Source organism: Lentzea sp. NBC_00516 (assembly GCF_036346835.1).
Classification (GTDB): Bacteria; Actinomycetota; Actinomycetes; order Mycobacteriales; family Pseudonocardiaceae; genus Lentzea; species Lentzea sokolovensis.
Genome location: NZ_CP107840.1, coordinates 8,338,069 through 8,364,975, shown reverse-complemented (window position 1 = coordinate 8,364,975; position 26,907 = coordinate 8,338,069). Strand labels below are relative to the sequence as shown.

At 68.2% G+C, this 26,907-nt stretch carries 26 protein-coding genes; 11 read left to right on the top strand and 15 right to left on the bottom strand.

Annotated features, from left to right (window positions below):
- Positions 1-6: 6 nt before the first annotated feature.
- The gene (locus tag OG205_RS38685) at positions 7-591 is read right to left on the bottom strand and encodes a DUF998 domain-containing protein (protein WP_330272769.1); all 585 of its coding nucleotides are present in this window, start codon (positions 589-591) and stop codon (positions 7-9) included.
- 137 nt (positions 592-728) lie between these two features.
- On the opposite strand from OG205_RS38685, the gene OG205_RS38680 reads away from it, so the two are divergent.
- Together OG205_RS38680 and OG205_RS38675 are read left to right on the top strand one after the other, a co-directional pair.
- Entirely contained in the window at positions 729-1,412 is a 684-nt protein-coding gene (locus tag OG205_RS38680) for an SRPBCC domain-containing protein (protein WP_330272768.1), read from the top strand.
- Positions 1,409-2,236 carry an alpha/beta hydrolase gene (locus OG205_RS38675; protein ID WP_330272767.1) on the top strand — a complete coding sequence of 276 codons (828 nt, stop codon included), beginning with the start codon at positions 1,409-1,411 and terminating at the stop codon, positions 2,234-2,236. The genes OG205_RS38680 and OG205_RS38675 overlap by 4 nt, the downstream gene beginning before the upstream one ends.
- On the opposite strand, the gene OG205_RS38670 is transcribed toward OG205_RS38675, so the two are convergent.
- From OG205_RS38670 to OG205_RS38660, 3 genes are all read right to left on the bottom strand, one after another.
- On the bottom strand, positions 2,146-3,186 hold the full coding sequence (locus tag OG205_RS38670) for an MFS transporter (RefSeq protein ID WP_330278321.1): 1,041 nt from the start codon (positions 3,184-3,186) through the stop codon (positions 2,146-2,148). The genes OG205_RS38675 and OG205_RS38670 overlap by 91 nt on opposite strands.
- A gap of 179 nt (positions 3,187-3,365) precedes the next feature.
- Positions 3,366-3,953, bottom strand: a complete 588-nt coding sequence (locus OG205_RS38665) for a Pr6Pr family membrane protein (RefSeq protein ID WP_330272766.1) — start codon at positions 3,951-3,953, stop codon at positions 3,366-3,368.
- Positions 3,954-3,976: 23 nt separating this feature from the next.
- Positions 3,977-4,375: a DUF2000 domain-containing protein gene (locus OG205_RS38660; protein WP_319975376.1), complete on the bottom strand. Its 399-nt coding sequence runs from the start codon at positions 4,373-4,375 to the stop codon at positions 3,977-3,979.
- A gap of 49 nt (positions 4,376-4,424) precedes the next feature.
- Here OG205_RS38660 and OG205_RS38655 point away from each other — a divergent pair, with 49 nt between their 5' ends.
- Both OG205_RS38655 and OG205_RS38650 read left to right on the top strand, forming a co-directional pair.
- Positions 4,425-5,186 carry an AraC family transcriptional regulator gene (locus tag OG205_RS38655; RefSeq protein ID WP_330272765.1) on the top strand — a complete coding sequence of 254 codons (762 nt, stop codon included), beginning with the start codon at positions 4,425-4,427 and terminating at the stop codon, positions 5,184-5,186.
- Between the two features lie 4 nt (positions 5,187-5,190).
- Complete coding sequence (locus tag OG205_RS38650) at positions 5,191-7,788, top strand: BTAD domain-containing putative transcriptional regulator (protein WP_330272764.1); 2,598 nt, start codon at positions 5,191-5,193, stop codon at positions 7,786-7,788.
- On the opposite strand, the gene OG205_RS38645 is transcribed toward OG205_RS38650, so the two are convergent.
- From OG205_RS38645 to OG205_RS38630, 4 genes are read right to left on the bottom strand one after another with little or no spacing between them, the layout of a single operon-like run.
- Positions 7,757-8,608 (bottom strand): FAD-dependent oxidoreductase, encoded by an 852-nt coding sequence (locus OG205_RS38645; RefSeq protein WP_330272763.1) that lies wholly within the window; start codon positions 8,606-8,608, stop codon positions 7,757-7,759. The genes OG205_RS38650 and OG205_RS38645 overlap by 32 nt on opposite strands.
- Positions 8,538-8,780 (bottom strand): FAD-dependent monooxygenase, encoded by a 243-nt coding sequence (locus tag OG205_RS38640; protein ID WP_330272762.1) that lies wholly within the window; start codon positions 8,778-8,780, stop codon positions 8,538-8,540. The genes OG205_RS38645 and OG205_RS38640 overlap by 71 nt, the downstream gene beginning before the upstream one ends.
- A 60-nt stretch (positions 8,781-8,840) precedes the next feature.
- Positions 8,841-9,437 (bottom strand): DUF305 domain-containing protein, encoded by a 597-nt coding sequence (locus OG205_RS38635; RefSeq protein ID WP_330272761.1) that lies wholly within the window; start codon positions 9,435-9,437, stop codon positions 8,841-8,843.
- 4 nt (positions 9,438-9,441) lie between these two features.
- The gene (locus OG205_RS38630; RefSeq protein ID WP_330272760.1) at positions 9,442-10,191 is read right to left on the bottom strand and encodes a lytic polysaccharide monooxygenase; all 750 of its coding nucleotides are present in this window, start codon (positions 10,189-10,191) and stop codon (positions 9,442-9,444) included.
- A 279-nt stretch (positions 10,192-10,470) separates the two neighbouring features.
- On the opposite strand from OG205_RS38630, the gene OG205_RS38625 reads away from it, so the two are divergent.
- The 3 genes from OG205_RS38625 to pip all read left to right on the top strand — a co-directional run bounded on the left by OG205_RS38625 (position 10,471) and on the right by pip (position 12,598).
- Positions 10,471-10,944 (top strand): hypothetical protein, encoded by a 474-nt coding sequence (locus OG205_RS38625; RefSeq protein ID WP_330272759.1) that lies wholly within the window; start codon positions 10,471-10,473, stop codon positions 10,942-10,944.
- A 76-nt stretch (positions 10,945-11,020) separates the two neighbouring features.
- On the top strand, positions 11,021-11,563 hold the full coding sequence (locus OG205_RS38620) for a DUF305 domain-containing protein (RefSeq protein WP_330272758.1): 543 nt from the start codon (positions 11,021-11,023) through the stop codon (positions 11,561-11,563).
- An 87-nt stretch (positions 11,564-11,650) separates the two neighbouring features.
- Positions 11,651-12,598: a prolyl aminopeptidase gene (gene pip / locus OG205_RS38615; RefSeq protein WP_330272757.1), complete on the top strand. Its 948-nt coding sequence runs from the start codon at positions 11,651-11,653 to the stop codon at positions 12,596-12,598.
- Here pip and OG205_RS38610 read toward each other — a convergent pair.
- The 3 genes from OG205_RS38610 to OG205_RS38600 form a co-directional block, all read right to left on the bottom strand.
- On the bottom strand, positions 12,595-14,028 hold the full coding sequence (locus OG205_RS38610) for a tannase/feruloyl esterase family alpha/beta hydrolase (RefSeq protein ID WP_330272756.1): 1,434 nt from the start codon (positions 14,026-14,028) through the stop codon (positions 12,595-12,597). The genes pip and OG205_RS38610 overlap by 4 nt on opposite strands.
- 158 nt (positions 14,029-14,186) lie before the next feature.
- Complete coding sequence (locus OG205_RS38605; RefSeq protein WP_330272755.1) at positions 14,187-16,160, bottom strand: amino acid transporter; 1,974 nt, start codon at positions 16,158-16,160, stop codon at positions 14,187-14,189.
- Positions 16,161-16,184: 24 nt separating this feature from the next.
- Positions 16,185-18,314, bottom strand: a complete 2,130-nt coding sequence (locus OG205_RS38600) for a bifunctional diguanylate cyclase/phosphohydrolase (protein ID WP_330272754.1) — start codon at positions 18,312-18,314, stop codon at positions 16,185-16,187.
- A gap of 335 nt (positions 18,315-18,649) precedes the next feature.
- On the opposite strand from OG205_RS38600, the gene OG205_RS38595 reads away from it, so the two are divergent.
- Positions 18,650-21,319: an AfsR/SARP family transcriptional regulator gene (locus tag OG205_RS38595; protein ID WP_330272753.1), complete on the top strand. Its 2,670-nt coding sequence runs from the start codon at positions 18,650-18,652 to the stop codon at positions 21,317-21,319.
- Here OG205_RS38595 and OG205_RS38590 read toward each other — a convergent pair whose 3' ends face one another.
- The 3 genes from OG205_RS38590 to OG205_RS38580 form a co-directional block, all read right to left on the bottom strand.
- On the bottom strand, positions 21,320-22,528 hold the full coding sequence (locus tag OG205_RS38590) for a peptidase inhibitor family I36 protein (RefSeq protein ID WP_330272752.1): 1,209 nt from the start codon (positions 22,526-22,528) through the stop codon (positions 21,320-21,322).
- A 67-nt stretch (positions 22,529-22,595) separates the two neighbouring features.
- Positions 22,596-23,021 carry a hypothetical protein gene (locus OG205_RS38585; protein ID WP_330272751.1) on the bottom strand — a complete coding sequence of 142 codons (426 nt, stop codon included), beginning with the start codon at positions 23,019-23,021 and terminating at the stop codon, positions 22,596-22,598.
- A 69-nt stretch (positions 23,022-23,090) separates the two neighbouring features.
- Positions 23,091-23,510, bottom strand: a complete 420-nt coding sequence (locus OG205_RS38580) for a DUF2690 domain-containing protein (protein WP_330272750.1) — start codon at positions 23,508-23,510, stop codon at positions 23,091-23,093.
- A 130-nt stretch (positions 23,511-23,640) separates the two neighbouring features.
- On the opposite strand from OG205_RS38580, the gene OG205_RS38575 reads away from it, so the two are divergent.
- Positions 23,641-24,300: a DUF2306 domain-containing protein gene (locus OG205_RS38575; RefSeq protein ID WP_330272749.1), complete on the top strand. Its 660-nt coding sequence runs from the start codon at positions 23,641-23,643 to the stop codon at positions 24,298-24,300.
- Here the strand turns inward: OG205_RS38575 and OG205_RS38570 are convergent.
- On the bottom strand, positions 24,290-24,760 hold the full coding sequence (locus OG205_RS38570; RefSeq protein WP_330272748.1) for a hypothetical protein: 471 nt from the start codon (positions 24,758-24,760) through the stop codon (positions 24,290-24,292). The two genes, OG205_RS38575 and OG205_RS38570, sit on opposite strands and share 11 nt — an antisense overlap.
- Positions 24,761-24,816: 56 nt before the next feature.
- Here OG205_RS38570 and OG205_RS38565 point away from each other — a divergent pair, with 56 nt between their 5' ends.
- The gene (locus OG205_RS38565; RefSeq protein ID WP_330272747.1) at positions 24,817-25,458 is read left to right on the top strand and encodes a peptidylprolyl isomerase; all 642 of its coding nucleotides are present in this window, start codon (positions 24,817-24,819) and stop codon (positions 25,456-25,458) included.
- Between the two features lie 311 nt (positions 25,459-25,769).
- On the top strand, positions 25,770-26,897 hold the full coding sequence (locus OG205_RS38560; RefSeq protein ID WP_330272746.1) for a GNAT family N-acetyltransferase: 1,128 nt from the start codon (positions 25,770-25,772) through the stop codon (positions 26,895-26,897).
- Positions 26,898-26,907: the final 10 nt, after the last annotated feature.

The following is a 26,907-nucleotide window of genomic DNA, read 5'->3' as shown; positions in this document are numbered from 1 at the left end:
GGCAGATCAGCTCGAGAAGGCAGGCCGGTTCAGCCTCAGGGACACGAGCGAGGTCCAGACCCAGCCGATCGTCGCGACCACGTAGAGCAGCACCGTCCCGCCGGGGTTGCCCAGGAACGCCATCGGCACCACCAGGAGCACGCCCGTCAGGCCGCTCATCACCGCCAGCCATCCTCCGAGCCTACGCGCGAACACGAAGCACGCCCCGATCCAGCCGATCATCGCGAGCCCGAACGCGACCGCGTGCAGAGCGCCGTGCCAGGACAACGAGGCCGGCGGGCCGTCCGGTGCTCCGGCGGGGAAGCCCATGGCCGGATCGGCGACGAACACCCCGCCGAGGATCATGCCCGCCCCCATCAGGCCGATCAGCCTCGCTCCCCACCTCGTGTGCTTCGCCATGCCGGTGGCCGCGACCAGGAACAACGCGCCGCTGACGATGAAGTTCGCGATCTGGATCCAGCCCAGCGAGCCGAGGCTGAGCATGCTGAACGGGTGCCGCGAGAGGTCGAAGCCCTCGCGGGTGAACGCCTGGGCGTACCCGACGACGAGGTAGAGCGGACCGGCGACGACACCGCAGGCGATGCGGGACATGGGTTCCTCCAGAGGTTCGGTGTGGCGAGAACGGAATCACCGACAAGTTTTTTTGTCAAGACCAGTCTCACTGTCTTGACGAAGAGAATCGTCGGGAGCAGGATGAGACCATCCACGAACCAGGACAGGGAGAACCGATGGGCCACGAGTTCACGAGCACCGACGACCTAGAGGTGCCTGCGTCAGTCGAGGACGTCTGGACGGCCATTGCGACGGGGCCGGGCATCGACTCGTGGTTCATGGGCCGCAACGAGGTCGCGAACGGCCAGGTCAAGATGGCCTTCGGCGGGTACGAGCCGACGAGCGAGGTCACCGCGGCGGAACCGGGGCGCCACTTCGCGTACGACAGCGGCAAGGCGCCCGACGGCCGGTTCGTCGCCTACGAGTTCCTCGTCGAGGGCCGCGAGCACGGCAGCACCTTGCTGCGGATGGTGACGAGCGGCTTCCTGCCCGGCGACGACTGGGCCGACGAGTTCGAGGCGATGACGCTGGGCGGCGCGCTGTTCCGGCGCACGCTGCTCGAGTACCTGACGCACTTCCCCGGCCGCACGGCCCGTCCGCTCACGGTCTTCGGGCCGATGGTCACGGACTGGGACGAGGCCTGGAAGAAGCTCGACGCGGCGCTGGCCGGGAAGCTCCCGGACGCCGTCGAGTTCCACCGCAACGCTCACACTCTCGCGCTGCGCACCGACAAGGGCATGTACCGGTTCATGCGCGGGTTCTTCGGTCCGGTCATCGCCGCGCACAACGTCTTCGAGGGCGACGAGTCCGAACAGGACTGGCAGGACTTCCTCGACACCACCCTGGGAGAGCAGAAATGACGCGCTTCACGACTTCCGCCGACGGCACCGAGGTCGCCTACTCGATCACCGGTGCCGGGCCGGCGCTGATCATCGTGGACGGCGCGATGTGCCACCGCATGTTCGGCCCGACCACCGAGCTGGCTTCGGTGCTGGACAAGAACTTCACGGTCTACACCTACGACCGGCGCGGACGCGGCGAGACCGGTGACGGCGCGACGCCGTGGTCGGTGGAGCGCGAGGTCGAGGACATCGACGCCGTGATCAGGGAGGCGGGCGGCAGCGCGTTCGTCTTCGGTGTCTCGTCGGGCGCGGTGCTGGCTCTCGAAGCGGCGTCACGACTGCCGGGCATCTCCCGGCTCGCGATCTACGAGGCGCCGTTCGTCGTGGACGGCACGTACAAGCCGCGCCCCGCGGACATCGTGCGGCAGATGAACGACATGCTGGCCCGCGACGACCGCTCCGGCATGCTCTCGGCGTTCATGAAGATGGTCGGCACGCCCGGCATCGGTGTCGCGATCATGAAGCTGACCCCGGTGTGGAAGAAGCTCAAGGTCGTGGCGCACACGCTGCCGTGGGACCTGACGATCCTCGGCGACGACGGCCGCGGTTCGAAGCTGCCGGCGGACCGCTGGACGGTGAAGGTGCCGACCCTCGCGATGGACGGCGGCAAGAGCCCCGAGTACCTCCGCAACGCCATGAAGAACGTCTCGGAAGTGCTCGGGGCGGACACGGAGTACCGGACGCTGCCCGGTCAGACGCACATGTACAAGTCGTCGGTCATGGCGCCGGAACTCGTGGAGTTCTTCTCGCGGGCCCAGCGCACCGCCGGTCCCATCGCGTAACCCGCCACGACGAACAGCCCGCCGACCGCGAGCCACCCGAGTGCTCCCCAGCCGAGCACGACGGTGGTGAGCAGGGCGGGGCCGACCATGCGCGCGACGGCCGTGCCGGTCGCGAAGAAGCCCTGGTACTGGCCCTGCCGGTCGGCGGGCGCGAGGGCGAAGCTGATCTCCCACGCCCCGGAGGCGAGCATCATCTCGCCGAGCACCTGCAGTCCGGCGGCGGCGATCAGCAGTGCCGCCACGGGCCAGGCGCCGACGCTGAACGCCGTGGCGGCGAAGACCGCGCAGGACGCGAACATGACCAGCCCGGAGTGCTTCACGAGCTTCGAGGCCTCGCCGAGACCGGTGGCGCGCCGGGCGATCCGGACCTGGAACAGCACGACGGCCGCGGTGTTGAGGACCAGCAACGCGGCCGCGAGCCAGGTCGGCGCCTCGGTGCGCTGCACGATCCACAGCGGGATGATCAGGCTCAGCAGCGGCATGTAGAGCAGCATCACGGCGTTGATCAGCGTGATCAGCGCGTACGGGCGGTCCTTGAGGACGTCGAACTTGCCCTTCGCCCTGGTCATCACGGTCTCCGGCAGCGTGCTCAGCACCACTGCCGCGACGACGAACGCGAGCACGTCGAGCACGAAGACGGCCGTGTAGGCGGCCTCGGTGCCCAGGTGCAGCGCGAACCCGCCCGCCGCCGCGCCGATCGCAATGCCCGCGTTGGCCGTGGACTGGATTCGTGCACGGGCCCGTGTGCGTTCTTCCGGGGTGGTCAGGCCCGCGAGGAGTGCCTGTCTGGACGCCTGCAGACCGCTCTGGAAGCTCGCGTACAGGCACATGACCAGCACGAACGCGGCGAAGTTCCGGGTGAGGAGCAGGATCGCGATGCTCGTGGCCGTGGCCGCGGCGAGCACGACGGCGGTGGTGCGCGGGCCCAGGCGGTCGGCGAGATGTCCCAGCGCGACGCCCGCGACGGCTCCGACGCCCCACGCGAGGGTCAGCGCGAGGCCGACCCGCGCTGAGACCGACGATCTGCGTGAAGTAGAGGGCGGAGACGACGAGGAATCCGCCGTCTCCGATCGAGTTCGTCAGCTGCGCGTACGCGAGTCGCCTGGTCATGTCCTAGACCGTAGGACGGTTATTGGCCCTGGTTGTGGGACATCGACGGGCTGCGTTTCTGGGCCAATTTGGTCCCTGCCCAGGAGACCGCGAAGGCCAGCACACCGAAGACCGCCGCGACGAACACGCAGGTCAGGAGCACGTCGCCGTAGCCGTTCTGACGCGGATCCAGGAACGGGTAGGGGTACCAGCCCACGATCGGGCCCCTGACCAGCGTGTAGGTGAGATAGGCGAGTGGGAACGACAGCCAGATCCACCACCGCCTGGTCTTCTCAGGCGCGAGAAGCCACTCCACGACCACGAGGATCGGCACGACGGTGTGCAGCACCCAGTTCGCATAGGCGGGCGTCTGGACGTCGATGCCTTGCAGCAGCAGCCAGTACACGATGCCCGTCGTGGCCATGTAGAGCACGGCAGCACCCCTGATCTGCGGCGACACCGGGCTGAACACGCCGAGCAGCGCCACGACAGCCGCGAAGACGTTCGAGAGCACGGTGAAGAAGCTGAAGTGGTCGGCGGGGCGGAACTTCTCCCCCAGCGTCACCACCAGGTACACCTCTGCCGAAAGAACCAGCAGGAACACGGCCATCCGGAGCAGCTTGATCACCAGCGCATTAGAACGCGGTTTCGTCAGGGGTGCATCCGGGCGCCCTTGAAGATCTTGTCGACGGCGTTCTTCTGGCCGTGCACCGCGATCCCGACCAGGTCGAGGTCCTGGGTGTGCACCTTGCGGACGGCCGCGCGGTTGTCCGCGTCGTTGCCGGTGGCGAACAGGTCGGCGGTGAAGATCGTCATGGCCTGGTTGCGGTTCAGGGCGCGTTCGTGGGCCTTCTTGAGGAGTTCCTGGTCGCCCTGCAGGACCACGACGGGCTGGCCGAACATCGGCAGGTAGTGCACGTCGTCGGCGTCGATGTAGGGCTCGCCGCGCAGCGTCTCGGACAGCCCGCTGACGAGGAAGGCGGTGACGTTCAGCGCCTGCCAGCCGGCCAGGTCGTCCCGCAGCAGCACAGCGATCTTGGTGTCGAACATGGACACACGATCGCGGGCATGCGAGTGCGGGGTCTTGTACGTTTCTGACATGAGCGTCACGGCCTGGAGGCCGGGCGTGGAAGGCATCAAGGAGGTCTTCCACGCCTCCTTCACCACGCACGTCTACCCGGCGCACACGCACGACGCGTGGACGTTGATGGTGCTCGACACCGGGGCCGTGCGGTACGAACTGGACCGTCACGAGCACGGCGCGCTCGTGGATGGCGTCACGCTGTTGCCGCCGCACGTGCCGCACGACGGCCGGTCCGCGCACCCGACCGGGTTCCACAAACGCGTGCTGTACCTGGACGACTCGGTGCTGCCGTCCGACCTGATCGGCAAGGCCGTCGACACGCCGATGCTGCCCGATCCGCTGCTGCGCCACCGAGTTCACCAACTGCACCTGGCGCTGGACGAGCCGTTCGAGGCGGCGAGCCGGCTGGCGCTGATCACCGAACGCCTCACGCACCACTTCGCCGGCACCGCACCCGCCGTGCACGCGGATCCGACGCTCGCCGACCGGTTGCGGCAACTGCTGGACGCCTCACTGCCGGACGGGATGACCCTGAACGCGGCCGCGCGGGAGTTGCAGACCAGCCCGACCCACCTGGTGCGGGCGTTCAGCCGACGGTTCGGGTTGCCGCCGCACCGCTACCTGACCGGGCGCCGGGTGGATCTCGCCCGCGGCTATCTGGTCGAGGGACGGCCCGCGGCGGAGGTGGCGGTGCTGGCCGGGTTCCACGACCAGTCGCACCTCACGCGCCACTTTCGCCGTGTGCTGGGTACGAGTCCTGGGCGCTTCGTACGCTGACACCGTGCACATCGGCATTCTCGGGCCAGTTGAAGCGAGCTCTCCCGACGGCAAGATCGCGGTGGGTGGCCCACGGCCGCGCACTCTGCTGGCGCTGCTGGCGATCCGGGTGGGCGAAATCGTCCCGCTCGACCGTTTGGTGGACGAGCTCTACGGCTCCGAGCCACCGGCCGATGCCGCGAACGCCTTGCAGGGCCAGGTCTCGCGCCTGCGCCGGGCGCTCGGGGACACGTCGCTGATCGAGTTCCACCCGGCCGGATACCGCCTGGCGCTGCCCGCCTCCCAGGTCGACGCGCACCGGTTCGCAGTGCTGGCTACAAAGGGCCGCACCGCGTTGGAACAGGGTGATTCGCAGGCGGCGGAATCCCTTTTGTCCGAGGCACTTCAGCTCTGGCGCGGTCCGGCGCTCGCCGACGTTCCGCTGGCTGACCACGCGACCCGCTGGGAAGAGCAGCGCTCCGCCGTCTCGGGTTCGCTGATCGCCACACGGATCAGGCTCGGCAAGGCGGACGTCCAGGAGATCCAGGACCTGGTGCGGCAGCACCCGTTGGACGAACGCCTGCGCGGCTACCTGATGCAGGCGCTGAACCAGCAGGGTCGCCAAGCCGAGGCGTTGCAGGCGTTCGAGGACGCGCGCGCCGTGCTGGCCGACGAACTGGGCACCGATCCGTCCCCCGAACTGCGCGCCGTGCACCTGCAGGTCCTGCGCGGCCAGACCCACCGCGAACTGCCCGCCCAGCTCACCAATTTCGTTGGCAGACAGGAAGAACTCGCGCGGATCGCCGCGCTCTCCTCCCGTCTCATCACCCTCACCGGTCCCGGCGGCGCGGGCAAGACCCGGCTCGCGCTGCAGGCCGCCGGTCCCGGAGCGATCTTCGTTGACCTGGCGCCGGCCAAGGACGTCGCGGCGGCGGCCCTGCAGGCGTTGGGGCTCAAGGAAACCGTGCTGGAGCCGGAAGACCGCCTGACGCTGGCCCTGCGCGAGCGCGACACGTTGCTGATCCTGGACAACTGCGAGCACCTGATCGTCCAGGCCGCCCAACTGGCCGGGCGCCTGCTCAGCACGTGCCCGTCGTTGCGCATCCTCGCCACCAGCCGGGAGGCGCTCGGCATCACCGGCGAGACGCTGTGCCCGGTGCCGCCGCTGAACCCCGAGCAGAGCGTGGCGCTGTTCGCCGACCGCGCCCGCCTGGTCAACCCCACGTTCGTGCGTGACCAGCACACCGCCGACATCTGCCGGGAACTGGACGGCCTCCCGCTCGCGATCGAACTGGCCGCGGCGCGCACCCGCACGCTGACCACCGAGGAGATCGCCGACCGCCTGAACGACCGTTTCCGCCTGCTCACCAAGGGAAACCGCGCCGCCGCGCCCCGCCACCAGACGCTGCGCGCGGTCGTCGAGTGGTCGTGGGACCTGCTGTCGCAGGACGAACGCGACCTGGCCGCGTGCCTGGCCACGTTCAGCGGCGGGGCGACGCTGGAGGCCGTCGAGGAGGTCTGCCGGCACGACGTCGAGGTGCTGGACGCGTTGGTGGACAAGTCCTTGGTCGAGGCCGCCGACGGCCGTTACCGGATGCTGGAGACCATCCGCGAGTTCTGCTCGCAGCACAAGCGCGTCGACGCCGAGCACGCCGCGTACTTCCAGGAACTGGCCCGCCGCGCGGATCCCGAGCTGCGCCAACGGGATCAGGTGCGGTGGTTCACCCGGCTGACGGCCGAGCACGCGAACCTGATGCAGGCGCTGGAATGGACCACCTCGTTCGTGCCGGAGCAGGCGTTGCGGCTCGTCAGCGACCTGGCCTGGTACTGGTACCTGAAGGGCAGCCGCACGGAGGTCCAGGGCGCGGCCCGCCGGCTGCTGGACCGGACACCCGAACAGTCCACAGAGGAGTACACGGTCCTGCTCGCCCTGGCCGAACCCGAACGCGTGCCGGAGAAGCTCCTGGCGTTGCGCGGCCCGATCAAGCAACCGTTCGTGCTCATCGCCTGGGCCATGCTCAGCGGCCCGCCCGACCCGGCCGCGCCGCGCACCGCGCTCCAGGACGAGATCGAGAGCAGCGAGGACCCGTGGATCCAGGGTCTGATGGGCTTCAGCAACGCCTACACCACCTGGGCCGGCAGCGGTGACCGCGCCGTCGCGATCCAGCAGTCCCGCGAAGCCCTGCGGCACTTCCAGGGCCTCGGCGAACGCTGGGGATCGGCCCAGGTCCTGGACGTGCTGGCCACCCTGACCGAGGACCCGGCCGAAGCCCTCGCGCTGACGGACCAGGCTCTCCAGGCCGTCGCCGAACTGGGCGCCGTCGAGGAGTTGGCCGAGCTGCGGGCACGGCGCGCGGACCGGTTGCTCGACATCGACCAGGACCAGGCCGAACGTGACTACCTCGAGGCGCTGGAGATGGCGGCGCAGGCAGGGTTGGCCGCCACTCGGGTGCTCGCCAACGCCGGGCTGGCCAAGATCGCCCAGCGCCGGGGAGATCCGGAGCGGGCAGAGGAGCTCCTGCTGGCAGCACAGCAGGAGCTCGGGTTCGGGTGGATGCACACGGCGGCCAGGCAGCACGTGGACGCGGCGCTCAGTGAACTGTGGCGTACTCGGGAAGCCTGATCGCGGTAGCGGCCCGCAGATCCATCCGCGCGAACACGGGCATCTTCGGCAGCAGCCCGAACATCCGGTCCCGCACCCACATCCCGAGCCTGCTGCCGGGCGCGAGGAACGGCCCCGGATTGCCCTGGCTGCCACGGGCGTACGGCCCGATCAGCGCCTCGTACCGGGCGAAGGCGTTGCCTCCCAACGCCATCTCCCCCGCCAGCACGTAGGCGGAGACGACCGCGAGCCCGGTTCCCATGCCGCCCAACGTGGATCCGTATCCGGCGTCACCGATCAACGTGACCCGCCCGGAACTCACCGCCGGCATGCGCACCTGACTGATGGAGTCGAAGTAGACACCGGGCGCGACCACCTCGTCCGGCATCAGCTCGGGAGGGACCGGCGACTTGTACATCAGCCACCCCGGCGAGGTCAGCACGCCCGGTGAGCAGGTCAGGTCCCGATCGTCGCCCTCCGCGTCCCAGATCGCGAAGTAGTAGCCCTGGAACTTCGGCCGGTACCGCGGGAAGACCAGCCGCCGCACGCCGGAGCGCATCCCGTCCGCGCCGATCACGAAGTCGAACCGTCTCGGCGCCCCGTGCGCGAACGTCACGTCCACGCCATCACCGTCATCGTGCAGCGATGTGATCCAGTCGCCGAACACGTACGGCACCTGGTCCGCGGAAAGCTCGTACAGCAGGCGTGACAGGTCGCCGCGGAGGATCTCCACGTCCCCGGCGGTGAACGAGGCGGGCAGCCGTGCCCTCTCACGTCCGTCGGCGCCGCGGAACACCATGTCCCGCGGCGTGGTCTGCGCGGCCAGCACCGCGTCGAGCACTACCCATCCGCCTGAGCACGGACAGGTGCGCCTCGCCGCGGAAGTCCACGGCCTGGCCACCGTCACGCAACGATGGCGCGCGTTCCACCACGACCGGGGAGAAGCCGAAACGCGTCAGCCAGTGCGCGAGTGCGGGCCCGGCGATTCCCGCTCCCGAGATCAGTACGTCCATGCACGGGATGCAACGCCGGGCCGCTGACCGAACGCTGCCCGCCCGCTGACGAGCCTGCGCCTACGCTCCGCCGATGATCTTCAGCATCTGCGAGATCTGACCCTGCCGGGTGTTGACCACCCGTTCCGCATAGGCCGTCGTCTCGGGGTTCATGCCTTCCTTCTTCTCGTCGAGCGCCATCTCCACACCGGCGCCCTGGTGCCCCGCCATCAGGTTGAGGAAGAGCTGGTCGAACTCGGCCCCGCTCTTGTCCTTGGTCTCGTTGATGACCTTGTCGTCGAGCAGCGGCTGACCGCCGTGGGCGGCGTGCAGGTTGGCGCCGTCGCCTTCCGGCTTGCTCCAGAGCTTCAGCCACGACTTGAGCATCGTGAGCTCCTCGCGCTGGGTCACGTCGATCGCGCCCGCGAGGTCCTTCGCCTCCTTGCTGGTCGCCTTAGCCAGCCCCACCTGCGAGAGGCTGATGCCGAGCTGCAGGTGGTCCACCATCATCTGCACGAACATCACGTCCGCGTCGTTGAACCTCGCGCTGGCACCCGGAACGGGTGGTGCGGCGGAGGACGCGCCGTGCCCGTGAGCCCCTTGGCCCTCCGGCACGATCGCCTCTCCGCCGCACCCCGCCAGCGCCAGGACCGCGACCGCGATCACCAGGCGCCTCATCGGATCAGATCTTCTCCCACAGTGCCGCCACGTTCGGCGGTTCCCAGCCGGTCAGCGAGGTGTGCGCCTGACGGCAGCGGTAGGTCGAACCGCCGTAGGTGACGGTCTGCCCGGTCGCGTACGACGTGTTCGCCGCCCACGTGCCACCGGCGGGCGGCGGCGTCGTGGTGCTGCTGCTCGTCGTGGTGGGCGGAGGAGTGGTCGTCGTGGTGGTGGGCGGCGGAGTCGTGCCGCCACCGTTGATGTTGAGGTCGATGCACGAGTAGAACGCGTTCACCGTGTCGCCGATGTTCCAGACGGCGAACAGCTTCTGCCGGCCGGAGAACCCGCCGAGGTTGATCGTGTGCGTGGTCGGGTTGTTCGGCTGCTGGTTGTTGCCGGCGACGTAACCGACGCGCGTGCCGCCGATGAAGTACTCGTAGTCACGCGTGGCGTGCCGGGCGGTGAAGGTCCAGGTCAGCGACAGGGTCTGGCCGGTGCTGGTGACCTTCCAGGGCAGGCTGTCGTTGTCGAGCGGAGCGAAGGCACCGTTGTCGCCGCTGCAGTTCTTCTTGCCCTTGACGCCCTCGGCGCTCTGCGGTTCGTACTTCGCCTGACCGCAGAGGTCGACGGAGATGTCTCCCCTGGCGCACTGCGCCGAACGGCTGGCGGGCGACGACACGTAGCCGTGCGCACTGGCCGAACCGACCGGTGTAATGAGCACAATGGCAGGGACAGCGGCAATCAGGAGCGCCGCTTTGCGCATGATTTTCATTCGTCCGAACTCCTTGGATCGTTCCCAAACGGGTGGACCCGTAGGCAGGGGGCGGGAACCGGCAGCGCCTCAGATGCGCTCACCGATCCAGTTTCGGTCTGTGGTCTAGACCATAAACCGGTGTTCAGAAAGTGGTCAAGTAACCGCCGGACGCGAACGAAAATGTTGCGCACCAACAAGTCCACCCAGCCAAGTGGTCCTATTGCTCCGCCATTCGGGTCACTGGATCAGCCCAGTCAGCCCACTGGTACGAACTCTGCTCACTGGGTATCCCAGGACATGCGCGAATTCGACGAGCCCAGCAGGGCGGCCGGTCCCGGCGTTGTCGCCGACGGACCCGCAGGTGCCCCCACGGTCCTCGTGATCGATCCAGCCGGAGAAGCCGTCCACAACGAGATTCCCGCGACCTGGCGTCCGCTGACCGAACACCTGCGGGTCGTGTGGCTGCGCGTTCCCGCCGCACCGAGCTGGAAGTCCACAGTGGACACCGTGCTGACCAGGCACCGGGACGACACCAGGACCGTGCTCGACGTGGTCGCCAGCGGGCCGATCGCAGCGGATGTCATCGAACTGGTGGCGGCCCACTCGGACCTCGTGCGCTCGGTCCTGCTGGTCGACCCCGAGGTCGCCGTGGACGTGCCGTTCGCCCACGTCATCCACCACACCAACGACACCCCGGCACCGCTTCCGCTGGGCCATCCCGACGTGGTTCAGGGCGTGCTGGCGGCGCTCGAACTCCACCGAACCACTTAGGTTCCGAAACTTTTGCTGAACCGGACACTTCGGCCACCCGTATCCCTCGTCAGGGAACCGCGAGACGGGAGGCTTCATGCGAGCGCGTCTGCTCATCATCGTGCTAGGGCTGGTTGCGCTGACGGGCTGTTCATCGGTCGGAGGCAGCAGCTCAGGCGAACCGGCGGCCAACGAGGCGGACGCGACGTTCTCGTTGCAGATGATCCCGCACCACCACCAGACGATCGAGATCGCCAAGGTCGCCATGACGAAGTCCAAGGACGAGTTCGTCGTCAACGTGGCCGACAAGATCGCCAACGCCGAGACCGGCGAGATCGAGCAGATGGCCACCTACCTGCGCAGCTGGAACATCCAGGTGCCCGGTAACGACGCCAACGCCACGCACAAGATGGCGGGCATGATGACCGTCAAGGACGTCGAGGCGCTGAAGTCCGCCACCGGCAAGCAGTACGACGACCTCTTCCTCGCCACCCTCTCCCGCCACCTCCGCAGTGGCGTCGACATGGCGAAGAACGCCCAGGCCAAGGGCGAGCACATCGGCTCGAAGGCCCTGGCCGGGAAGATCATCGTGTCGCAGACCGAGGTGCTGGACCAGATCGCCGCCAAGCAGAAGTCCTGACACCGCAACAGGACCAGCACGCCACACACACGTCCGCAGCCGTAAAGGCAGTGGGCGTGTCGGCGTGTCCGCAATACTCTCGCCGCCATGTACCCACAGGTGGAGCCCTACGCCCAGGGCATGCTCGACGTCGGTGACGGCCAGCTCGTTCACTGGGAGGCCAGCGGCAATCCCGGCGGCAAACCGGCGTGCGTGTTCCACGGCGGCCCAGGATCGGGCTCACATCCCCGATGGCGCGAGGACTTCGACCCGGACCACTGGAACCTGATCCTCTGGGACCAGCGCGGCAGCGGTCAGAGCACCCCGTCGGTCGCGGATCCGGCGACCGGCATGGAGCACAACACCACCCAGCACCTGATCGACGACGCCGAGAAGCTCCGTGAACACCTCGGCATCGAGAAGTGGCTGCTGGCCGGCGGTTCCTGGGGCTCCACCCTGATCCTCGCCTACGCCATCCAGCACCCCACCAGGGTCAGCGAGATCATCATCCCTGCGGTGACCACCTCCCGCCCCGAGGAGCACGCGTGGATCACCCGCGGCCTCGGCATGTTCTTCCCGGACCACTTCGACGCCTTCCGCGAAGGCGTTCCCGAAGAAGATCGCGACGGCAACCTGGCCCTGGCCTACAACAGGCTCCTCAACTCGCCGGATCCGGCGGTCAGGGAGAAGGCCGCCTGGGACTGGAGCAAGTGGGACCTGTCCACGATCACGGGCGGCGACAACGACTTCGAAGGCACGAGGTACGCCGACCCCGTCACGCGCTACCGGCTCGCGCGGACCGTGAGCCACTACTGGGGCAACGAGGCGTTCATCGAGCCGAACCACATCCTCGACAACCTCGACAGGCTCAAGGGCATCCCCGGTGTGCTCATCCACGGCCGCAACGACTTCGGCGGGCCGCTGCACACCGCGTGGGAGGTGGCGAAGAGGTGGCCCGACGCCGAACTGGTCATCCTGAACGACGCCGGCCACGAGATCATGAATGGCAGCAGCATGGACCAGGCCATCACCGCCGCCATCCGGAAGTTCCGCTAGGGCGCGACAGGTCCGGACCGGTAGAGGTCCTCACCGGCCCACCGGATCCGGTCCTTGAACCCGAATCCCGGCGCCGCGACGAAGTTCGCCGCGTCGTCCACCGAGCCCGATCCGTCGTACTTGGCGCGCAACGGATACGGGAACACCGGACGGGTGCGCACGACGTTGCCCTCCTGGTCACGGCCTTCGGCGATGATCCGGGACGGCGCCTGGCCGCCTTCGACCCACGACACGAGTGCGCGGAACGGGTCGAAGGTGGTGAGGGTGTCGCCGCCGTCGCAGTGCCACATCGACGGGACGACGAACAGCCTTGCCCAGGAAGGGTTCCTGCCGCCGGTCAGCCGCTGCCAGTAGTCGAGCGTGCTCTCGAACGGGATGCCCTGGTCTCCCGCGCCGTGCCAGATGATCAGCTTGCCGCCTGCCCGCTGGAACGCGCGCAGGTCCAGCGAAAGCGCGTTCGCCTTCACGGTTTCGGGCACCAGGCGCCGGAACTCACGCGTGGTGAACTCGAAGGACTCGAGTGACGAGTGCGGCTTGCCGATCGGGTAGAGAAGGTGCTTCAGGCCGTTGTCCGCGAGTTCGGCGGCGACTCCCCTGCCGAGGCCGGGTGACGGGTTCAGCCAGAACGTCCACGAGATCTCCGAGCCGTACGCCTGGCCACCGGGGTAGAGCCGCACGCCGTGGTCGGCCGGTCCGTCGTAGAGACGGCGGACGCGGGCGATCTCGTCGTCGGTCAGCTGGCCCGCGAGCGTTCCCGGATCGAACTCGCACAGGCGCGGGTCGTCGATCTGGCCGTCCACGAGGTCGTCCAGCCCGTCGCAGGCTGCCATCACCGCGTCGTGCAGCAGGAAGATCTTGTCGTTGGGGATGGTGTTGCGCGCGATCCACGCCTGGTAGCCGATCAGCGCGCCGTAGTACCCGGCGGGCGCGGCCGCGATGATGCCGTCGAAGTCACGCGGGTAGCGCTGGGCCAGCAGCAGGCCCTCGCGCCCGCCGTTGGAGCACCCGTTGAAGTACGACTTCACCGGCGCCTTGCCGTAGAACACCGAAATGATGTGCTTGGACACCTTCGACAACGCGTGGGGCGCGCGGAAGAAGTAGTCGTCGCGGGCCTTCTGGTCGTTGGCGGCCCAGGTCGCGTCGAACGGGTTCTCCAGCGAGACCTGATGACCGTCGTCGGTCGCCGCCACCGCGGCGTCACCGAAAGCGGGACCGCAGCCGGCGGGAAAGGCCGGATCGCGGGTGATTCCACAGAATCCGCCACACCCGTACTGGAGGTAGCGGCCCTGGTAACCACGGGTCGGCAGTTTCAGCTGAAAGCCGATGTTCGGCGAGATCGTGCCGCGGACATCGCAGAACTCCGTGGCACCACTGACGATCACCGCCGACGCGACCTGGGTACGAGCGTCCGGCACGTCGAACGAACGCACCAGGTCAGCGCATGATCGTACTGGCCGGAAAGCGGAATCGGCGGCGGCGGGAGCGATCCCCGCCACCGCCGTTCCCAGAACAACGAGTGATACCAACAACTTGCGGAACATATAGCGTCCTTCCCCCTGTAGTCGGACGTACAGAGGGAGTCTTGCAGCTAACCGACGTGCACGCGTGGCCGTCGGGTCGGATCCGATTCAGCCGAGCGGATGATTTCCCGTACGACCGGAGGCGTATCGCCGCGGCCGAGGATCAGGTAGCGGAACAGGTGCCCGAGCGGGTTCCCCTCCGACCACTCGAAGTGCGCGTGCGGGATGACGCCGGTCGAGTCGCGCAACGCCAGCAGGATCGCCGCGATCGCGTTCGGTGCGGCGGGAGCGGAGGCGCGCAGGACGCGATGGCCGTCGACCTCGACGCCGGTCACGCACAGCACGTTGCTGAACGCCGACGGGTCGACGATGTCGATCTCCAGGAAGATCACGTCCGCCGTGCCCGGCACCGGGTTCATGCCGCGCTGCTCGGCCTCTTTCTCGTCGTACTCCGCCTTGTCACCGTCCTGGCGGCGGTTCGCGATCAACGTGATGCGTCCGTCGTTCTCGATCGTGTCGGTGATGAACCTCCGCGCGTCCTCGTCGAACTTGATCTTGTCGACGCGCAGCTCGGTCGTGCGGGAGATCCGCGACACCAACGAGATCACCACGATGCCGATGATGAAGCCGAACGAGATCGTGATGCCGTCCGGCTTCTCGATCACGTTCTCCACCAACGCGTACAGCAGCACCAGCGTCAGCACGGTGAAGCCGATGCCCGCGCCTCGCTGCCCCTTGCGCCACGCGGACACCGTCACCGCGAACGAGCCGGAGACCATCATCGCCAGGATGCCGGTGGCGTAGGCACCGGCCTGCGCGTTCACGTCGGCGTTGAAGATCACCGTGATGATGACGCAGATGACCGTGTAGACGATCACGACGGGACGGACGGCACGTCCCCATTCCGGCGCCATGCCGTAGGAGGGCAGGTAGCGCGGCACGATGTTGATCAGGCCCGCCATCGCCGAGGCGCCGGCGAACCACAGGATCAGGATGCTGCTGATGTCGTAGACCGTGCCGAACACCTCGCCGAGCAGTTCGTGGGCGAGATACGCCAGCGCACGGCCGTTCGCGGGACCACCGGGCGCGAACTTCTCCTGCGGCACCAGCACGGTGGTGATGAACGACGTCGCGACGAGATACACCGACATGATCAACGCGGCGGTCGTCAGCAGCTTGCGGGTGTTGCGCACCCGGCTCTCCATGCGCTCCTCCGGCGTCTTGCCGGACGCGGCGACCAGCGGCATCATGCTCACGCCGGTCTCGAAGCCGGACAAACCGAGCACCAGCAACGGAAACGCCAGAATCGCCGGCCCGATGACGCCGAAGAACCCGTCGCCGTGCGAACCCAGAGCCGAGATCCAGCGATCAAGCGCGTCCGGCGTCGCGAAGACGTCCACGAGCCCCACCACGGCCAGCACGGCGTTCAGGGCGAGGAACACCGCCACCAACGGGATCGCGACGCCCACGGCCTCGCTGAAGCCCATCAGGAACACGCCGCCGAGGATCAACAGCAGCACGATCGTCAGCAGGAGCTCGTAGCCGTGCAACGACTCCGGCACGTACGGGTTCTCCAGCGCGTGCACCGAGGCGTCGGCCGCGGACAGCGTGATCGTGATGATCCACGACGTCGCCACGAACCCCAGCAGCACCAGCACGAAGATCTTGCCGCGCCAGAACGGCAGCAGGTCCTCCAGCATCGCCACGGAGCCCTGGCCGTTCGGGCTCTCCCGCGCCACCCGCCGGTACATCGGCAGCATGCCGAGCAGCGTCAGCGCCACGATGAGCAACGTCGCCAGCGGGGACAACGCGCCGGCGGCCAGCGCGGCGATGCCGGGCAGGTACGACAACGTGGAGAAGTAGTCGACGCCGGTGAGCGTCATGACCTTCCACCACGGGTGTGGCTTGGCGTGCGACTCGTGGCTCTCCGGCCCGGACGGCGCCACGCGGTCCGCGAGCAGCCACCTGCCCAGCGGCCCGCCGGGCGGTGCCGGCCGTTCCGGACTCGGAACCTCGGCGGGGATGGCGAACTCCGTGCTCATGGCGCGAAGCATGACACCACTGGATCAGGGCCTGAACTCGGCCGGAAAACCCGCCTCCTGAACGGACAATCCGGACGGTCGCAGCATTCCGATGCTGCCCTGGGTGTGGAGATCGAGGAACATGTCCACGACGTCCGGATCGAACTGTTCGCCCCGGCCTGCCCAGAGTTCCCGCCGTGCCCGGTTCTCGTCCAGCGCGGTCTGATGTGGACGATTCGACCGCATCGCGGCCCACGCCACGCAGACGGACAGGATCCTTGCTTCCGCACGGATGTCCGCACCGCGCAACCCGTCCGGATAACCGGAGCCGTCGTAACGTTCGTGCTGCTGCCTGATCACGTGCGCCACGCCCGCGAACCCCGGCACCATCCGGGCGAGCCGGTAGCCGAAGTCGGGGTGCTGGCGCAGCAACCGCCATTCCTCTTCGGACAGTGCACCGGGCTTGGTCAGCACGACCTCGGGAATGATGACCTTGCCGATGTCGTGCAGGCGACCGGCGAGCTGCGCGACCCTGGTCGTCGGCGCGTCCAGTCCGAACTCCCCCGCGGCCACTCCGGCCCAGCGCGACACCGAACGGCTGTGGTCGTAGCGGTGCAGCCAGCCGTCCACCCGGTCCGCGACCTGGCAGAGGAACTCCGCCATCGCGCCGTCGGTATCCGGGTCGACCGCGGGCAACGGCTCGGGGCCGACCGCGATCCTGTTGCGTCCCGCCGCTTTCGCCGCGTACAAAGCGCGGTCCGCGATCACCACGATGTCGTCGGGACCGTCGCCGTGAGTCGGAAAGCTCGCCGAGCCGACCGACACCGTGACGGACAACGGAATGTCGTCGTTGCCCGCGTTGACCGGAATGGGTTTCTCGGCAACGCGTTCGCGCAACCGGTTCGCGATCACGGACAGCCGGCCGGGACCGGCTTCCGGGACGAGCAGCGCGAATTCCTCACCACCGTAACGAGCGAGGACTTCACCGGATCGGGAAGCCGCGCGCAGCCGGGCCGCGACCTCCATCAGCACGTCGTCGCCCGCGGGATGGCCGTAGTTGTCGTTGATGGACTTGAAGCGGTCGACGTCGATGATGAACACCGCGACGAACCCGTCGTTGCGCCGGGCGCGGGAGATCTCCAACGGCAGCTGGGCTTCGAAGAACCTGCGTGTGTGCAGGCCGGTGAGGCTGTCGGTGATCGCGAGTTTGCGCTGGTCCGCGACGAGTCCCGCGAGCCTCGCGATGATGAGCAGCGACAACAGGGCGCTGCCCGCGGCGATCACGAGGACGTCCTGCGACGACTGGCCGACGTCGTGCACCAACATCAGGACCGGCGCGGCGAGGGCGGCCGAGCACAACGCGATGATCCGGCCGCGGCTCAGACCGACGTCCTTGACGTGCGCGCGGTCGCCGAGCCGCGCCATCGTCGGGTGCAGCGCCGCCGCGCCGATGCACAGGTTCGCCGACAGCCAGATGGCGTCGAGGAAGTTGCCGGCGTGGTAGCTGCCGTCGAGGCGCTGCAGCACGTAGATCGTGTCCGCGGTCAGGATGCCCAGCAGGTTGGCCGTCAGCAGGACGAACGCGCGGGGCCGAGGTCCTGCCCCGAAGATCAGTCGCAGCGCCACCACGAACAGCGCCAGGTCCATCATCGGGTAGCCGAGCGAGGCGATCTTCACCAGGACCGGTGAGGTGAGACGGGCCTGCGGGCCGATCACGTAGAGCCACGACGCCATGCCCGCGACGACCGCGAGGACGGCGGCGTCGAGCAGGCTCGGCAGGTCGAGTCCGGGGGTGCGGCGGCGGATCAGCAGGATCACGCCCGCGACCATCAACGGGTAATGGCCCAGGTAGAAGATGTCCGCGTACGACGGGTAAACCGTGTACTCGAAGATGTAGTGCGATGCGTAGAACGTGAGGTCGGCGATCGCGTAAACGACCTGGCTGAGTGCGAGGAACACCCATGGCCGCCGCCATTGGGGGCGGTTGCGCTTGACACCCGCGAATGTCGCGATCGCGGCCGACGCGCTGATCGTGCAGTAGAGCACCACCCGTACCGTTTGCCCCGTCGACCCCGCGGGACTGACCGGGATCAGGTAGTAGACGCCCAGCAGCAGGTGACCCGCCACCAGGTACATCCACCACGCCCCGGTGTGGCCGGTACGGAAGATGGTCACACGAGACCCCTCGTTCTACGACTTTGGTCGAGCCACGTGATGATGCCCGACTTGGGATGATCGCGGCACCGTCGTTACTCCAATGAGGTGACCCACTAATACGACGCTACCGCAAATCACGGTTCGGCTTTCCGCGTTGATCTCGGGTGTCGCCGATCCGTGCCCGCGGGTGGTCCCCGATCGATTTTCGCACGACTTTTCGCTGCTTGGCCGTGATTCGCGCACCTCGTACCACCGATATTTCCGACCCGTTGGTCGGTAAGCGACCTTCGTCGTTGACCGTTGCTCGTTCTGGACGGGGTGGGAGCAGCGATCAACGGACTATCGTGGGCGCCGTGGACGGCGTTCGGTTCGGGGTGCTTGGGCCGCTGCTCGTCACACACGGGCAGCGGGACGTCCGCGTTCCCGCCGGCCAGCCGAGACAGGTCCTGGTGCTGCTGCTCCTGCACACCGGTCAGACCGTCAGCGTCGACCATCTCATGTCGATCCTCTGGGACGGCGATCCGCCCGCCAGCGCGCGCAAGGCCGTGCAGGTGCACGTCTCGCAGCTCAGGAGAGCGCTGAAGGACCTTCCCGGGGTGTCGCTGGAGTGGTCGCGGCAGGGCTATCGGCTCGACATCCCCGACCGGTCGCTCGACCTGCAGCTCTTCCGCGACGCCCAGGACCCCGACGAGGCGCTGGCGCACTGGCGCGGACCTGCGCTGGCCGAGCTGACCACGAACACCCAGCTCGCGAACCAACTGGAGGAGGAGCGGCTCGGGGCGATCGAGCGCCGGGTCGACAAGGCGATCAAGGACGGCAGGCACCACGAGGTCATCGGAGAGCTGACCGGGTACGTCACCGAGCACCCGACCAGGGAACGGCTGCGGGGAGCGCTCATGGTCGCCCTGCACCGCGGCGGGCGGCAGGCGGACGCGCTCAGGACGTACGACGAGGGCCGCCGGCTCCTGGCCGACGAGCTCGGGCTCGATCCCGGCCAGGAGCTCAAGGACCTGCACGCCGCGATCCTGCGGGGCGACATCCCGGCCGTGCCGCGCGAACTGCCCGCCAAACCCGACCCGTTCGTGGGACGCCGTGCGGAGATCGAGCTGATCACGAGCACCTCCGACACCGTGATCGCCGTGCACGGGCCCGGCGGGCAGGGCAAGAGCGCGCTCGCCACCGCCGCCGCGCACGCGATGGCCGAACGTTTCCCGGACGGACAGCTGTACGTGGACCTGCACGGCGCCACACCGGGCCGTTCGCCGCTGTCCCCCGCCGAGGTGATCAGGCGGTTCCTGCGCGCTTTGGGCACGCCGCCGCTGGCCGTGCCGACGGACCCGTCCGAGGCCGCCGCGTTGTACCGGTCGACGCTGGCCAGGCGCAAAGTGCTGGTGCTGCTGGACAACGCCGTGGACGCGGCGCAGGCCGGCCCGCTGCTGCCCGGCGAACCGGGGTCCGCCGTGCTGATCACCAGCCGCCGGATGCTGGCCACGCTGAGCGCCCGGCACGTCCGGCTCGACCCGTTGCCGCCCGACGACGCGTTGCGGTTGCTGGGAGACGACAGCCCGGCCGCGGAGCAGGTCGCGAAGGCCTGCGACTACCTGCCGCTGGCCCTCACGATCGCGGCCGCGCGGCTGCGGGCACGGCCGGACTGGACGACGGCGACGCTGGCGAAACGACTCGCGGACCAGCGTCATCGGCTGGACGAGCTGCACTTCGACGACCTCGGCGTCCGGTCGAGCTTCCACCTGAGCTTCGAGGGTCTGAACGCCGGCTCGACCAGGGCGTTCACCCTGTTGTGCTGCCTGAACGTGCCTTCCGTCGGCGAGCCGGTGATCCAGGCGCTGCTCGGGCAGGACGACGTGGACCGAGCGCTGGATCCGTTGGTGGACGCGAAACTCGTGGAACCGTGCGGGCCGGAGCGGTACCGGGTGCACGACCTGCTGCGGTTGTTCGGAGCCGAGCACGTCAACGACGAGAAGCACGACGCTCTCATCCGTGCGCTCACGCACTACCGCGAAACGCTTGCCGCGGCGTTGAAGAAGCTGCGGCCGCACGCTTACGGCGCGCTGGGGTACTCCGCTGCCGGCGACCTCGACGAGCCGTTGCGGTGGCTGACCGACGAGGCCGAGAACCTGCTGGCGGCAGCGCGTTCCGCGGTGGCCGAACCGGCGCTGGCCGAGCACGCCCTGGCGATCGCGCACATGCTCTACCCGCATCTGTTCAAACAGGACAGAGTCGCGGACCTGGTCGAACTGGGTCAGATCGCGGACCAGGCCGCCCGCACCGCCAGTAGTTCGGCCGCGTTGCAGACGGCACTTCTGGTGCGGTCGGCCGCGAACCGCAGGATCGGCTCGTTCGAGACCGCTCGCGCCCAGTTGGAAGAGGTGCTGGAGGCGCGCGCCGACGACCCGTTCGGACAGGGCCGCGCGCTCGCCGGCATCGGCACGATCCAGCGTGAGCTGGGAGAGCTGGAGCAGGCCGCGGAGACCCTCGCACAGGCGATCAAGCTCACCGAGGAGCACGGACCGGCAGGCGCGCAACGGGTTCCGCTGTCCGCGCTGGCCCAGGTGCACCAGGTGGCCGGACGGTACGACCAGGCGCTCGACGCCGCCGTGCAGAGCCTGGGGCACGCCCGTGAGCACGCGGACGAGGCTGGAACGGCCTATGCGCTGGCATCACAGGGTCAGGCGCTGTTCAAGCTCGGGCGGCTGGACGAGGCCGAGGCCGCGTTGAACGAGTGCATCGAGCTGTGCCGGGTGACGGGCGAGCACAACGACGAGTGGCAGGCGCTGCTGTGCCGTGCGGAAGTGTTGCTGGCCGCGGGAAGGCCCGTACCGGCCACAAAGGACGCCGAGCGCTGCCTGGAGATCACGAGTGCGCGCGGGGACCGCTACGGCGAGGGCGTCGCCCGTCTCGTGCTCGCCAAGGCGGGACTGGAAAAGCACGCGGACCGGGCGGCCGAACTGCTCGGCACACCCGGCCTGCGTAGAGACAACCTGTTGGACAGCCTGATCAGCTGATCAGTCGCCGTAAGGGTTCTGCATCGAGACGTGGACGTGGTCGTAGTGACCACCGGTCACACCGCTGCCGGCGGTGTAGGTGCGCCACCCCTCGGACGCGCGGGCCACGCTCCAGATCTTGCCGTCCCAGATGACGTAGCGGACGTCGAGCCGGACGGCGTGCTGCTTCAGCCAGTTCGCGAGCTTCCAGCCCTGCGCCTCCTGCGAGGCGTTCGGGTACGAGCCGATCGCGTTCGAGATGGTGCAGTCGAGCGCGTTGCCGGTGTTGTGGTTGCTCGTCGAGGACTCGCCCGGACGGTAGTCGCCCACGTAGCACTGACGCTCACCGGTCAGGTCCGCGATCTGCGTGCGCACGAACGCCGTGCGGGCAGAGGCGTTCGGAGCGCGAACCGCCTGCTCCGGGTTCGTGTTCTCCGGCGGGGTCGGGTAGGGACCGGGGTCGCCCGGGTCGGGGTCCGGGTTGCCGCCGCCGCTGTCACCGATGCGGTGGGAGGCGTTCTCGTTCTTCAGGCCCGCCTTGAGGTTGGCCTTGCCGCCCGCCGCGATCGTCTGGTTCGTGCCACCGTAGTTGCTGTTGAAGTACACGGTGACGGGCTTGCCGGTGCGGTTCCAGACCGACGCGGCGTTGTTCTTCACGCACACGCCCTGGCCGTTGCCGGAACCCTTGAACTCGTAGCAGGACGGCTGCGAGTCGCCGTAGTTCGCGACCGAGGTCTCGAAGTCGGAGACCGAACCGGCCTGGTCGCTGTTGTAGTACAGGCAGAACTCGTCGTCGTTGCAGACACCGTCACGAGCCGCTGCCGGCGATCCGATCCGGTGCGACGCGTTCTCGTTCTTCAACCCTGCCTTGAGGTTCGCCTTGGCACCGGCCCCGATGGCCTGGCTGGTGCCGCCGTACCCGCTGTTGAAGAACACGGTGACCGTGCTGCCCATGCGGTTCCAGACGGCGGCCGCGTTGTTCTTCACGCAGACGCCCTGGCCGTTGCCGGAACCCTTGAAGTCGTAGCAGGACGGCTGGCTGTCGCCGTAGTCGGAGATCGACGTGTCGAAGTCCGACACCGAACCCTGCTGGTCGCTGTTGAAGTAGAGGCAGAACTCCCCTGCCTCGCAGACTCCGTTGCGGGCCGTCGCCGCGTTCGCCGGAGCCGTGCCGAACAACACGCTGAGCAGCGCACCTGCGAGCGCTACGAAGGTCAGTCTTCTTAACACCGTGAGCCCTTCTGTTTAAGGAACCCGGAGAAAATCAGTCGCAGTGTTCGAAACCACGCGCGCGTAATCAGCAGCGCTGGTCGGTCGCGGCGGCGCCCTCACCGCCGGACCACTCGAGCTGGCCGTAGCCCTTGGTGCACTTGGTCAGCGTGTTGGCGCCGGAGGACCACACCTCCTTCTGGTGGTTCCCGCCGCACTTGTAGTCCTCCAGGCCGGAGCTGGTGGAGATGCCCGAGCAGGCCCACCAGGTGCCGCTGTGCGAGTTGCGGAAGCCCTCCCACACGTAGGTGTAGGCCCAGTTCTTGTTGCAGCCCTTGAACTGCTTCACCGACGCGACGGTCGTGCCACCCGACTTGATGTACGCGGTGCTGCCGATCTGCGTCACCTGGCTGCAGTTCGGGTTGGTCTCGGCGTTCGCCGGCGACGCGATCCCGAGCAACGCCCCCATGACGAGCGCCGCGGTGCCCACGGTGCTGGCGATCCTGATGAACATGCTTCTCCCTCGGTCTTTCTTCGGTGCGGGAAGGTCAGTCGGTGATGTAGCCGGTCACGGCGCGCCCCCTCAGCAAGCGCTCGACGCGAGGCGGGCGGTGCGGTGCACGCCACCGGAGTCGACGTAGAGCACCTCGCCGCGGGCGCAGCCGGGCGCGTAGACCATGTTTCCCCAGTGGTTTCCCGGTGTTCCCGCCGCGACGAAGCCGACGTGGTCGCTGCTCGACCAGACCGTGATGCGCAGAGCCGAGTCGCCGCCCGAGTAGTTCGAGATCCGCACCCAGTTCGTCCTGCAGCCGGGCGACCAGCGCAGCTCCGCCGTGCCGCCCGTGTACATGGGCGCGGTGTCAGCAGTCGTGGAACCGCTGCTGCATCCGGCGGACACCGGGTCCTTGTCGTTGCATCCGCGCCCGCTGCAGGACGCCGCCTGCGCGTCCGGCGCCATGAGGAGCGTGAACGCGGCCGCGGCGATCAGGGCTGTCGACTTCATGGCGCTGACACTGCCGACCAGCGCTCACAGCGACCTGACAGCTACACCCCGTCAGATGTCAGCGCGGTGTCAGAAGGGCACGTCAGCGAGCGGTGCGCGATCGGTCAGCGGGAACGGCCATGGTGACGCCATGACGTGGTTGCGCAAGCCCTGGGTGGGACCGTTGGCGTTCGTGGTGGTGGCCTTCGTGGCGTTCTCGCTGCCGCCGTATCTGACCGGTGATCGGCTGCAGGCACGCGTGCAGTCGGACTGGGGACCGCACTACCCCTTGCTCGTCGTGCACGTCGTCTGCGCGTCGATCGCCATCCTCACGTGCGTGGTGCAGATCTGGCCGTGGTTCCGTGGCCGCTTCCCAACATGGCACCGCCGCATCGGCCGTGTGTACGTATTCGCCGGCGTGCTGCCCGCAGGACTGTCCGGCCTGGTCATCGGCTACATGACCCCGTTCGGGCCGGTGGCGATGATCAGCACCCTCGTCCTGTCGGTGCTGTGGCTGACGTTCACGTGGCTGGCCTGGCGCGCGGCCCGGCAACGTCAGTTCCGCGACCACCGCAAGTGGATGATCCGCAGCTTCGCGCTGACCGTCTCGATCATCACGAACCGGATCTGGGGCGTGATCGCGTTCCTCGTCTTCGCCGACCGCGTGCCCGAGTCGGAGTTGCCGCACACGATCGCCGGGATCTCGACGTGGGCCGGGTGGACCATCCCGCTGCTGCTCTCACAGTGGTGGCTGGAACGCAAGCCCAAGCGCCGTGCAGCCGTGGAGCAGCGCGAGGCCGTCAGCGTCTGAGCCACTCCCGATGGAGCTGACGCAGGACCGCCACCGCGTCGTCGGGGAGGAGATGGCTCGCGGAGAACTCGCTGTCGAGCACGACCTCCCCGACCTCTACGTCGTCGACCTCGAGGCTGCACGTGTTCCACCGGCACCGCAGGTAGAAGCTCTCACCGCTGGGCAGGTGGCCCTCCAGTTCGACAGGTGCCGCCCGGCACCCCACGTCCACGCGCCGCCCCTGCTCCCGCAGTGCGAGAAGGACCCGCTGCCACCTGGCGTCGTCGCGCTGCCACTGCTCGCTCGGAACCGGGTTGAAGTGGTCCAGGCCGGTGAAACGCAGATCGCCGTTGTGATCGACCCTCTCGCCGAACTCGACGCCAAGGCGTTCCGCGACGATCCCGGCGATCGTGCGCACGTCCGCGCTCGCGTTGATCAACACGGACTGGCGGGTCCGGTCGATGACGAAGTCGTCCCTCACACGACCCAACCCAGGTGGGCTGACAAGGGGTTATGTGGCGGCTACCGTCGGCACTCATGAGGCTACTGCTCGCTGTCCTGATGATGGTCGTTCTCGCCCCGGTCGCGTCCGCCTCACCCGAAGCAGCGCCGACCGCGAAGTGCGAGTTCATCCCGACGCCGGACAACCCGGCCGCCCGCCCGGTCCAGCCGCCCAGCGCCGTCGTGCCCGCCCGCGGGACGGTGAAGGTCACCATCGTGACGAACTACGGCGTGGTCGTCGCGGACCTCGACCGCGCCAACGCCCCGTGCGGTGTGGAGAACTTCGCCCACCTGGCGCGGAGCTGGTTCTACACGATGTCCCAGTGCTGGCGGCTGACCGACACCACGCGCCTGGGCGTGCTGCAGTGCGGCGACATCTACCGCGCGGAGGAGGGCGGACCCGGTTACCGGTTCGCCGACGAGGTGACCGGCAAGGAGACCTATCCGCGCGGCACGATCGCGTACGGGAACCAGGGACCGGGCACGAACGGCAGCGAGTTCTTCATCGTGCACTCGTTCGCCAACATCGCGCCGAACTACACGGTGATGGGCCACGTCACCTACGGCATGGACACGCTCGACCGGATCGTGAAGGCCGGGATCGTGCCGCAGCCGGACGGCCTGCTGGACGGCGCGCCGAAGAAGCCGGTCAGGATCGTGCACGTGCTCGCCCACTAGTTGCTGATTTTCCGAGTAGTCGCCGTTTCGTTGAAACGGCGACTACTTTGCGTTTGGCGTCGGAATAGCGCCACGAGAGCGCGCCGTGTTGACATGTGACTGAAAGGCGAAATTCCGGTACGCGATCTCCGTCACAGCTTCTACCTGCGCAAATTAGCCCAGAAGAACCATCATTGTTAAGGAGGATTTGATTCTCGTTGTGATCCCGATCGCCCTCAGGAATCAATTCCGCAGCTCCCGCGCTTCCGTCACCTGAATGGCGGCTGTACCAGCCAGTAGCCTGATTTCCGGTTATTAGAGGAGGCGCAGGAGTGGCACCCGAGTTCGAGCCGGCTCGACTCGCCGACGTCGACGATCTGCTCAGGCTCTACCGGCGGGCTCACGGCGCGAACTACCCCATCGCGATGGGCACCGACCCCGACGTCATGGCGGCCGAGATCGAGGCCCCGCACACCACGTGGCTGGTGTGGCGCCGCGACGGCAGGGTCGTCGCCTCGATCACCGGGCACGTCGAGAGCGCGGACCGTCTCGGCAAGATCGCCGGGCTGGTCGTGGACCCGGACGCGCAGGGCGGCGGCATCGCGCACCACGCCGTCGGGCAGATCACCGAGCACATGCTCGCGAGCGGCGAGGTCGACTCGGTCTACGGCACCGCGCGCACGATCCACCTCGCGCCGCAGAGAGTGTGCCTGCGCAACGGGTTCCACCCGCTCGGGCTCGTCCCGAACCTGTTCAAGCACGCCAGGCGCGAGACGATGACGTTGCTGGCCAGGCACCGCGACGGTGTCCTGGAGCAACGGGCCGAGGTGCACAAGGTGCCCGCGAGCCTTCGGAAGCTCGTCACGGCCACGCACGCTCTGCTCGGCCTGCCGACGTTGCCGGAGTTCGTGGAGGACAACGCGTTCGCCGCAGGCGAGGTGTCGCGGCTGGAGGTCATCGAAGCGCCGCAGTTCGTGCAGCGGCACTTCGAGCACACGATCAACGACCCGGCGCGGCGGTTCTACCCGTTGCACAAGCCGAACGTGCTGCTGGCCGACGAGCACGGCGAGTACCAGATCTACGGGCACCTCAACCGCCACGACGGTTACTGCACGATCTTCGGAGCAACCCCCAGTCCCCAGGCACTGCTCCCGCACCTCGGTGGCGTGATCGACACGCTGGCCGGCCTGGGCGCGCCGCACGTCGAGACGCTGGTGCCGTTGCACGAGTTCGACGAGCTGAGTGCGTTGCTGGCCTTCGGTTTCCTGCCGGTGGCGCTGTACCCGGCGATGCGCAAGGACGGCGAGGTCTACCACGACTACGTGGTCATGGTGCACACGCCGCAGCCGCCGGACTTCCGCGGCCTCGCGATCGACGAGGCGTTCCGGCCCTTCACCGAGCAGTACATCGAGCTGTGGACGCAGAAGTTCCTCAACACCAACGGAGTCTTTCGAGCATGAACCCGCATCT